The 10,655-nt window shown below is 58.5% G+C and carries 6 protein-coding genes; all 6 read left to right on the top strand.

All coding sequences use genetic code 11. The features are described from left to right. The first annotated feature begins 38 nt into the window (after positions 1-38). The 6 genes from bcsR to bcsC are packed head-to-tail and all read left to right on the top strand — an operon-like array spanning position 39 to position 10,611. Complete coding sequence (gene bcsR, locus ACR42C_RS21790) at positions 39-227, top strand: cellulose biosynthesis protein BcsR (protein ID WP_116342870.1); 189 nt, start codon at positions 39-41, stop codon at positions 225-227. Positions 228-238: 11 nt separating this feature from the next. Next, a complete protein-coding gene (bcsQ, locus tag ACR42C_RS21785) occupies positions 239-991 on the top strand; it encodes a cellulose biosynthesis protein BcsQ (protein WP_028014760.1) in 753 nt (250 codons plus the stop codon). After that, on the top strand, positions 988-3,603 hold the full coding sequence (gene bcsA / locus ACR42C_RS21780) for a UDP-forming cellulose synthase catalytic subunit (RefSeq protein ID WP_479984561.1): 2,616 nt from the start codon (positions 988-990) through the stop codon (positions 3,601-3,603). The genes bcsQ and bcsA overlap by 4 nt, the downstream gene beginning before the upstream one ends. A gap of 10 nt (positions 3,604-3,613) precedes the next feature. After that, a complete protein-coding gene (gene bcsB / locus ACR42C_RS21775; protein ID WP_116342866.1) occupies positions 3,614-6,034 on the top strand; it encodes a cellulose biosynthesis cyclic di-GMP-binding regulatory protein BcsB in 2,421 nt (806 codons plus the stop codon). A 6-nt stretch (positions 6,035-6,040) separates the two neighbouring features. Beyond that, positions 6,041-7,147 (top strand): cellulose synthase complex periplasmic endoglucanase BcsZ, encoded by a 1,107-nt coding sequence (bcsZ, locus tag ACR42C_RS21770; protein ID WP_479985218.1) that lies wholly within the window; start codon positions 6,041-6,043, stop codon positions 7,145-7,147. Continuing rightward, positions 7,129-10,611: a cellulose synthase complex outer membrane protein BcsC gene (bcsC, locus tag ACR42C_RS21765; RefSeq protein WP_479984560.1), complete on the top strand. Its 3,483-nt coding sequence runs from the start codon at positions 7,129-7,131 to the stop codon at positions 10,609-10,611. The genes bcsZ and bcsC overlap by 19 nt, the downstream gene beginning before the upstream one ends. The last annotated feature ends 44 nt before the right edge of the window (positions 10,612-10,655 follow it).

Genomic DNA, 10,655 nt, shown 5'->3' with positions numbered 1-10,655 from the left:
TCCGAGCGTGCGATTTTCCTCAAAGGGATGGAATAAGAATGGATAATAACGAACCTGGAACCCCAGTCGATTCGACTCTGGGTTACACATTCCAAAACGATTTTCTGGCGCTGGCGCAGGCCTTTTCTCTACCTGAAATAGATTACACCGATATTTCCCAGCGGGAACAGTTGGCCGCGGCTATTAAACGCTGGCCGTTATTAGCTGAATTCGCCCATCAACAATAAGGGAGCCATTGATGGCCATACTCGGATTACAGGGCGTCCGTGGCGGTGTGGGTACCACATCTGTTACCGCGGCGCTGGCGTGGTCATTACAGCTTTTAGGTGAATCGGTGCTGGTGATTGATGCCTGCGCCGATAATTTGCTGCGTATGTCGTTCAACGTCGACTTCACTCGCGAAGAGGGCTGGGCCCGCGCGCTGCTTGATGACAAAGACTGGCGGGATGCGGGTCTGCGCTATACCTCCCAGCTTGATTTGTTGCCTTTTGGCCAACTGACCACCACGGAACGCGAGAATGAGGCCGCCTATCAGCGTCTGTTTTCGCAGTTCACGCTTGCGCTGCAGAGTCTGAAAGAAAAGGGGCACTACCAGTGGATCCTGCTGGATCTGCCGCACGGCGCCGGGACGCTGACCCGACAGCTCATCGCCCAGTGCGACCATGTACTTTCCGTGGTGAACGTGGATGCGAACTGCCATATTCGACTGCATCAGCAGGGTCTGCCTCAAAACGCGCATCTTCTGATTAACGATTTACGTATCGGTAGCCAAATTCAGGACGATCTCTATCAGGTGTGGCTGCAAAGCCAGCGCCGTCTGCTGCCCATTGTGATTCATCGCGATGAGGGGATGGCGGAATGCCTCGCCTCCAAGCAGCCGCTCGGCGAATACCGCAGCGACTCGCTGGCAGCAGAAGAGATCCTGACGCTGGCTAACTGGTGTCTGCTGAACTTCGCCAGCAAGGCGGAGCCGGCAGGGAGTTCGGTATGAGTCGACTCGCCAGCTGGCTTCTTATCCCACCGGTCAGTTCGCGTTTAAGCGACCATTACCGGCACTTTCGCCGGCATGGTGCCCCGGCATTCAGCGCCGCGCTCGGCTGTTTCTGGCTGATTCTGGCCTGGACATTCATTCCACTCGAACACCCGCGCTGGCAGCGCATACGTGCACGCCACGGCGAATTATATCCACACATTAACCCCGACCGGCCACGGCCTTTGGATCCGGCGCGCTATCTTATTCAGACCATTTGGCTGGCGGTCACGTCATCCCGTGCGGAGAAAATAACGCCGCACTGGCGCAGCTATTCCCGCGTACAGCAGTTACGAGAACGCTATCACCAGTGGCTGGATAAACTGCCCGATAGCGTCAGCGATAAAACCAGCCATCTGGATAACCATAAAGAGCTCGGGCACCTCCATCCGGGCTTGCGGCGTTTTATCCTTGGCGTGATTGTCGTGTTCTCGCTCATTCTGGCGCTGGTCTGTATCACGCAACCCTTCAATCCCCTGGCGCAGTTCACCTTCCTGATCCTGTTGTGGGGCGTGGCGTTGCTGGTTCGCCGTATTCCGGGCCGCTTCTCGGCGCTGATGCTGATTGTGCTGTCGCTGACGGTTTCCTGCCGCTACATCTGGTGGCGTTACACCTCAACGCTGAACTGGGACGATCCGGTCAGCCTGGTGTGCGGTCTGGTGCTGCTGTTTGCTGAGACCTATGCCTGGATTGTGCTGGTTCTGGGCTATTTCCAGGTGATCTGGCCGCTCAACCGCCAGCCGGTTCCGCTGCCAAAGGACACCACGCAGTGGCCGACTGTCGATCTCTTCGTCCCGACCTACAACGAAGATCTGAGCGTGGTGAAAAACACCATCTATGCCGCGCTGGGCATCGACTGGCCGAAAGATAAGCTCAAAGTCTGGATCCTGGATGACGGCAATCGTCCGGCGTTCCGCCAGTTTGCAGAAGAGGTCGGCGTCGAGTATATCGCCCGTCCGACTCACGAGCATGCGAAGGCCGGTAATATCAACAACGCCCTGAAGTATGCCACCGGGGAGTTCGTCTCGATCTTTGACTGCGACCACGTGCCAACGCGCTCGTTCCTGCAGATGACCATGGGCTGGTTCCTGAAAGAGAAAGAGCTGGCGATGATGCAGACGCCGCACCATTTCTTCTCGCCGGACCCGTTTGAACGTAACCTTGGCCGCTTCCGCAAAACCCCGAACGAAGGCACGCTGTTCTATGGGCTGGTGCAGGACGGGAACGACATGTGGGATGCCACCTTCTTCTGCGGCTCCTGCGCGGTTATCCGCCGTAAGCCGCTGGATGAAATTGGCGGTATTGCCGTTGAGACGGTGACCGAAGATGCGCACACCTCTCTGCGCCTGCACCGTCGGGGCTATACCTCTGCCTATATGCGTATCCCCCAGGCCGCCGGTCTGGCGACGGAATCACTCTCGGCGCACATTGGCCAGCGTATTCGCTGGGCGCGCGGCATGGTGCAGATTTTCCGTCTCGATAACCCGCTGATAGGGAAAGGCCTCAAGCTGGCGCAGCGTCTTTGCTACGTCAACGCTATGTTCCACTTCTTGTCCGGCATCCCGCGGCTTATCTTCCTGACCGCGCCGCTGGCGTTCCTGCTCCTTCACGCCTATATCATCTACGCCCCCGCGCTGATGATTGCGCTGTTCGTTCTGCCGCACATGATCCACGCGAGCCTGACGAACTCGAAGATCCAGGGCAAATACCGCCACTCCTTCTGGAGTGAAATCTACGAAACGGTGCTGGCGTGGTACATCGCGCCGCCGACGATGGTCGCGCTGATTAACCCGCATAAAGGTAAATTCAACGTCACCGCGAAGGGCGGTCTGGTGGAAGAGGAGTACGTCGACTGGGTGATCTCCCGCCCGTACATCTTCCTCGTGCTGCTGAATATTGTCGGCGTTATCGCCGGCATCTGGCGCTACTTCTACGGCCCGGAAAACGAAATCCTGACCGTGTTTGTGAGTATGGCCTGGGTGTTCTACAACCTGATAATCCTCGGCGGCGCGGTGGCGGTGTCGGTGGAGAGTAAACAGGTTCGTCGCGCGCATCGCGTTGAAATCTGTATGCCTGCGGCGATTGCCCGTGAAGATGGCCACCTCTTCTCCTGTACGGTGCACGATTTCTCTGACGGTGGTCTGGGGATCAAAATCAACGGCCAGGCGAAAGTGCTGGAAGGGCAGAAGGTTAACCTGCTGCTCAAGCGCGGCCAGCAAGAGTATGTCTTCCCGACGCAGGTGGTGCGTGTGGCAGGCAGTGAGGTCGGTCTGCAGCTGATGCCGTTGACCAAAAAGCAACATATTGATTTTGTGCAGTGTACGTTTGCCCGTGCGGATACATGGGCTCTCTGGCAGGACAGCTTCCCGGAAGATAAACCTCTGGAAAGCCTGCTGGATATTCTGAAGCTGGGGTTCCGTGGCTATCGTCACCTTGCAGAATTTGCCCCGTCGTCGGTGAAATTAATTTTCCGGTCACTTACTTCGCTGGTTTCCTGGGTCGTGTCGTTTGTTCCTCGTCGTCCTGAGCGGGATGAGGCGAAGCAGGCGGACCCGGTTATGGCTCAACAATGATGATAACGCGATGAAAACAAAACTTTCCTGGTTATGTGCAGTGGCAATGGGAGTGAGTGCACTCCCCGCAACAATGGCTAACGCAGCACCTGGTAACGCAGCGGCTACGCCTGCGCCGACGGTACCTGTCGTCGCGCAGGCAACCGATCCGGTTATCACGGCGGCACCCGGTCAAACAGAAAACATCATTCCGAACCAGCCAACGGAGGGGAACACCCTCCCGGCCGAGAACCCGGTCATCGGGCAGGTGATGCCGGGCGTGCGGGGGGCTAACGCGCCCGTTGTCGCGGAGAACACACCGTCGCGGGACGTGAAGCTGACCTTCGCGCAAATCGCGCCGCCGCCGGGCAGCATGGTGCTGCGCGGCGTCAATCCTAACGGCAGCATTGAATTTGGTATGCGCAGCGATGAGGTTGTTTCGAATGCGGTACTGAACCTTGAATATACGCCGTCGCCATCCCTTCTGCCGACGCAGTCTCAGCTTAAGGTCTACCTCAATGATGAGCTGATGGACGTTCTGCCGGTGACCAAAGAGCAGCTGGGTAAGAAAACCCAGGCGCAGGTACCGATTAACCCGCTGTTCATCACCGACTTTAACCGTATCCGTCTGGAGTTTGTTGGTCACTACCGCGATGTCTGCGAAAACCCCGCCAGCAACACGCTGTGGCTGGACGTCGGGCGCAACTCCTCGCTGCAGATGACCTACCAGCCGCTGGCGCTGAAAAACGATCTTTCGGCATTCCCGGTTCCGTTCTTCGATCCGCGTGATAACCGTCCGCTCACGCTGCCGATGGTGTTTGCGTCATCCCCTGACGTGACCGAGCAGCTGGCGGCGACCATTGTGGCCTCCTGGTTTGGCTCCCGCTCCGGCTGGCGCGGTCAGAACTTCCCGGTGATGTATGACAAAATGCCGGACAGAAACGCGATTGTCTTTGCAACTAACGCCAAGCGTCCGGCCTTCCTGCGCGACCACCCGGAAGTCAAAGCGCCAACTATTGAGATGATAAGCCACCCGGATAACCCGTACGTGAAGCTGCTGGTGGTCTTTGGTCGTGACGATAAAGATCTGGTTCAGGCGGCAAAAGCAATTGCCCAGGGCAACGTCCTGTTCCGCGGCAACAGCGTGGTGGTGGACGAGGTTAAGCCGCTGCTGGCACGTAAACCTTATGACGCGCCAAACTGGGTGCGTACCGATCGTGCCGTGACGTTTGGTGAACTGAAAACCTATGAAGAGCAGCTGCAGGCGTCCGGGCTGGAACCATCGTCGATTAACCTGTCACTGAACCTGCCGCCGGATCTGTACCTGCTGCGCACCAACGGCATTGATATCAATCTCAACTATCGCTATACCGCGCCGGCGACGAAAGACAGCTCGCGCATGGATATCAGCCTGAACAACCAGTTCCTGCAATCGTTCAGCCTGCAAAGCACCCAGGACACTAACCGGCTGATGCTCCGCCTGCCGGTGCTGCAGGGGCTGCTGGACGGCAAAACGGACGTCTCTATTCCGGCACTGAAGCTTGGCGCGATTAACCAGCTGCGTTTTGATTTCCAGTACATGAACCCGATGCCTGGCGGTTCGGTGGAGAACTGCATCACCTTCCAGCCGGTACAGAACCACGTCGTGATCGGCGATGAGTCGACCATCGACTTCTCGAAGTACTACCATTTCCTGGCGATGCCGGATCTGCGTGCCTTTGCTAACGCGGGCTTCCCGTTCAGCCGCATGGCCGATCTCTCTGAATCCATTGTGGTGATGCCAAAAGCGCCAAACGAAGGTCAGGTGACGACCCTGCTCGACACCATGGCGACCGTAGGCGCGCAAACTGGATTACCGGCAATTAACGTCACGTTGACGGATGATGGCAGCCAAATCCAGAACAAAGATGCGGATATTATGGTGATCGGCACCATCCCGGATAAGCTGAAGGATGAAAAACGTATCGATCTGCTGGTAAAAGCCACTGAGTCCTGGGTTAACACGCCGCTGCGTCAGACCGAGTTCCCGAGCATTATGCCGGATGTGAACGATCGCAAGGCCAGCGCGCAGACGGCCGTAACCTCTCAGGGAGCGATGGCTGCAGTGGTGGGCTTCCAGTCCCCTTACAACGATCAGCGTAGCGTGATAGCTCTGCTGGCGGACAGCCCCCGTGGCTATGAGCTGCTGAATACCGCGATGAACGACAGCGGTAAACGCGCCGCGATGTTTGGCTCGGTGTCGGTGATCCGCGAGTCCGGCGTCAACAGCCTGCGCGTGGGTGATGTGTACTACGTCGGCCATCTGCCGTGGTTCGAACGTCTGTGGTATGCGCTGTCTAACCATCCGGTTCTGCTCGCCATCCTGGCTGCGGTCAGCGTGGTATTGCTGGCATGGGTGCTGTGGCGTCTGCTGCGTATCATCAGCCGTCGTCGCCTTAACCCCGATGAGTAAGACGTGATGAAAGCCATTCGCTGGTGTGTAGTTGTAGCATTGATGCTGGCGGCGCTCCCGCTTCGCGCCGCCTGTACCTGGCCTGCCTGGGAGCAGTTTAAAAAGGATTACATCAGCGAGGGCGGGCGCGTCATTGATCCCAGTGACACGCGCAAAATTACGACGTCGGAAGGGCAAAGCTATGCGTTGTTCTTTGCCCTGGCCGCTAACGATCGCAACGCGTTTGACCTGCTGCTGACCTGGACGCGCGATAACCTTGCCAGCGGCAATCTCAACGATCGTCTGCCCGCCTGGCTCTGGGGGCAGAAAGACAAAGAAAACTGGGGGGTGATTGATACTAATTCCGCCTCAGATGCCGATGTCTGGATTGCCTGGTCGCTGCTCGAAGCGGGCCGGTTATGGAAACACCCGGACTATACCCAAACGGGCAAGGCGCTGCTAAAACGCATTGCCAGCGAGGAAGTGGTGAAAGTGCCGGGGCTCGGCTCAATGCTGCTTCCCGGTAAAGTCGGCTTTGCCGATGAAAACGCCTGGCGCTTTAACCCCAGCTACCTTCCTCCACAGCTAGCGAGCTATTTCACCCGCTACGGAGCCCCGTGGACCACGCTGCGTGAAACCAATCTGCGGCTGCTGCTGGAAAGCGCGCCGAAGGGGTTCTCGCCGGACTGGGTGCAGTATCAGAAAAACAGAGGCTGGCAGTTACAGCAGGATAAGACGCTGGTGGGGGGCTATGACGCCATACGTGTCTATCTTTGGGTGGGCATGATGAGCGATAAAGATCCTCAAAAAGCCCGGCTGCTGACGCGCTTCCAGCCGATGGCGGCAACGACAATCAAACAGGGCGTGCCACCGGAGAAAGTGGATGTGGCGACGGGGAAACGCACCGGCAATGGCCCGGTCGGGTTCTCTGCCGCCATGCTGCCGTTTTTACAACAGCGCGATGCCCAGGCGGTTCAGCGCCAGCGCGTGGCAGACCATTTTCCCGATAAAAATGCCTACTACAGCTATGTATTGACTCTCTTTGGTCAGGGACGGGATCAGCATCGTTTTCGCTTCACCGCTAAGGGTGAATTAATACCGGATTGGGGCCAGGAATGCGCAAGTTCACAGTAAATCTACTCACTCTATCGCTTGGGCTGGCACTGATGCCGCTGGCGCAGGCCGTCAACTCTCCGCAGCAGAAACAGCTGCTGGAGCAGGTTCGGCTGGGCGAATCGACCCATCGTGAGGATTTGGTTCGGCAGTCGCTCTACCGTCTTGAGCTGATCGATCCGAACAACCCTGACGTCATTGCCGCCCGCTTTCGCTACCTGCTGCGCCAGGGCGATAACGCCGGAGCGCAAAAAGAGCTGGATCGCCTGAAAGGGATCGCCCCGGGCTCCAGCGCCTACCAGTCCTCACGCAACACGATGCTGCTTTCCACGCCGGATGGCCGCCAGCAGCTTCAGCAGGCGCGCTTACTCGCCACAACAGGGCACACGCAGGAGGCGATAGCCGCCTATGACAAGCTCTTTGACGGCAACCCGCCGGGCGGCGACGTGGCGACGGAATACTGGAATGTGGTGGCGAAAGATCCTGCCCGTCGCGCTTCGGCCATTAACCAGCTAAAAAAAATTAACAGCAGCAGCCCCGGTAATACGCAGCTGCAGGCGACGCTGGCTCAGCTTCTGTTCCAGAGCGGACGCCGTGATGAAGGCTTTGCGGTCCTGCAGGAGATGGCTAAATCTACCGGCGGCCGCAGCCAGGCGTCTGACATGTGGTATGAGCAGATTAAAGACCAGCCCGCCAGCAGCGCCAGCGTTACCGCGCTGCAAAAATACCTGACCGTATTCAGCGACGGCGATAGCGTCGCGGCGGCGCGCGCCCAGCTTGAGGCGCAGCAAAAACAGCTCGCTGACCCGGCGTTCCGCGCGAAAGCAGAAGGGCTGGCGGCGGTGGATGCCGGGCAGGGGAGTAAGGCGGTGGCGGAGCTGCAAAAAGCCGTTAGCGCCAACCATGCCGACAGTGAAGCGGTGGGCGCCCTTGGACAAGCCTATTCCCAGAAAGGCGACCGCGCCCGCGCGGTGGCACAGTTTGAAAAGGCGATTGCCCTCGATCCGCAGAGCGATAACCGCGGTAAATGGGACAGTTTACTGAAGATTAACCGCTACTGGCTGCTGATCCAGCAGGGGGATGCGGCGCTGAAGGCGAATAACCCGGCGCAGGCGGAACGATACTTTCAGCAGGCGCGTAACATCGACAATACCGACAGCTACGCGGTGCTGGGGCTGGGAGATGCCGCCGCGGCGCGTAAAGATAACGACGCGGCAGAGCGTTATTACCGTCAGGCACTGCGTATGGACAGCGGCAACAGCAATGCGGTTCGCGGGCTTGCCAATATTTACCGCGCGCAGTCCCCGGAGAAAGCCTCGCAGTTTATCCAGTCGCTCTCTGCCAGCCAGCGCCGGAGCATTGATGATATTGAGCGTAGCCTGACTAACGAGCAGCTGTCTGCCCAGGCAGAACAGCTGGAGAGTCAGGGGAAATACGCTCAGGCGGCAGAAATCCAGCGTCGTCGTCTGGCGCTCTCGCCCGGTGACGTCTGGATAACGTATCGTCTCTCGCGCGATCTCTACAGCGCGGGTCAGCGCAGCCAGGCGGATACCCTGATGCGCCAGCTTGCCAGCCAGAAGCCGTCTGACCCGGAGCAGGTCTATGCCAACGGGCTCTATCTTTCCGGAAACGACCAGGACCGGGCCGCGCTGGCGCATCTGGATACCCTGCCGCGCAGCCAGTGGAACGGCAATATTCAGGAACTTGCCGACCGCCTGCAAAGCAACCAGGTGCTGGAAACCGCTAACCGTCTGCGCGACAGCGGAAAAGAGCAGGAGGCGGAAAACCTTCTGCGCCAGCAGCCGACCTCCACCCGCATCGACCTGACGCTGGCGGACTGGGCGCAGCAGCGTGGCGATCTGGCGTCGGCGAAAACCACCTACAACGCCGTCCTGCAGCGTGAGCCGCAGAACGAGGACGCGATCCTCGGTTTGACCGAGATTTACAGCGCGGAAGGTAACAAAGATGCCGCCCGTGCCGAGCTCGCGAAACTGCCCGCCGGGCAAAATGACCAGCCACTCTCGCTCAATATGCAGCGCCGGATCGCGATGGCGCAGGCGGGCCTGGGCGATTCCGCTGCCGCTGAACAGACCTTCAGCAAAATCATTCCTCAGGCCAAATCGCAGCCCGCCTCCATGGAGAGCGCGCTGGTGCTGCGTGATGCTGCCCGCTTCCAGACGCAAAACGGCCAGCCGCAGCAGGCGCTGGAGACGTATAAAGATGCGATGGTGTCGTCCGGCATCACCACGACGCGTCCGGTGGACAACGACAGTTTCACTCGTCTGACGCGTAACGATGAAAAAGATGACTGGCTGAAGCGCGGCGTGCGCAGTGACGCTGGTGATTTGTACCGTCAGCAGGATGTTAACGTCACGCTCCAGCACGACTACTGGGGCTCCAGCGGCACGGGCGGCTATTCCGACCTGAAAGCGCATACCACCATGCTCCAGGTGGACGCACCGCTCTCTGACGGGCGCATGTTCTTCAGAAGCGATCTGGTCAACATGGATGCCGGTACTTTTGATAACAATAATGGGACTTACGATCCTAAATGGGGGACCTGCTACGACACGCCGTGTAGCGGCAACACCAGCCAGAGCGACAGCGGCGCCAGCGTCGCCGTCGGCTGGCAGAATAAAACCTGGGCGATGGATATTGGCACCACGCCAATGGGCTTTGACGTCGTCGACGTGGTGGGCGGCATCAGCTACAGCAGTGATTTAGGTCCCATCGGCTATACCGTCAACGCCCATCGTCGGCCTATCTCCAGTTCGCTGCTGGCCTTCGCCGGGCAAAAAGATACCAATACCGGCACCACCTGGGGCGGCGTACGCGCAACCGGCGGTGGCGTGAGCATCAGCTATGACAAAGGTGAGGCGAACGGCGTCTGGTCCAGCCTGAACGCGGAAACGCTGACGGGTAAAAATGTGGAAGATAACTGGCGCGTCCGCTGGATGACGGGTTACTACTACAAGCTCATCAATAAAAACAACGAGCGCCTGACGGTCGGCGTGTCCAATATGCTCTGGCACTACGACAAAGATCTGAGCGGCTATTCCCTCGGTCAGGGCGGCTACTACAGTCCGCAGGAGTATGTCTCCTTCGCGCTGCCTGTAACCTGGCGTAAGCGCACGGAAAACTGGTCCTGGGAGCTGGGAGGCTCGGTGTCCTGGTCCCACTCCAAAACCAAAGACGAGCTGCGCTACCCGATCCAGAGCCTGATCCCGACCGATGAGCCAGGCCGCTATACTGACCGGGGCGCGATGGAAACCGGCAGCAGCTCCTCCGGGACGGGTTATACCGCGCGGGCGATTATCGAACGCCGGGTCACGTCCAACTGGTTTGTGGGCATGGGTGTGGATATTCAGGAAGCGAAAGACTATACCCCAAGCCATGCGCTGATTTATGTGCGTTACTCTGCTGCAGGCTGGCAGGGTGATATGGACTTACCGCCGCAGCCGCTTATTCCTTACGCAGACTGGTAATCGGATTTTCCTTAATCCATTTGTAAGTCTCTCTTAATAGCGCG

It is taken from the genome of Enterobacter sp. MG-EB028, assembly GCF_056673305.1.
This window is presented reverse-complemented; position numbering and strand designations above follow the sequence as displayed.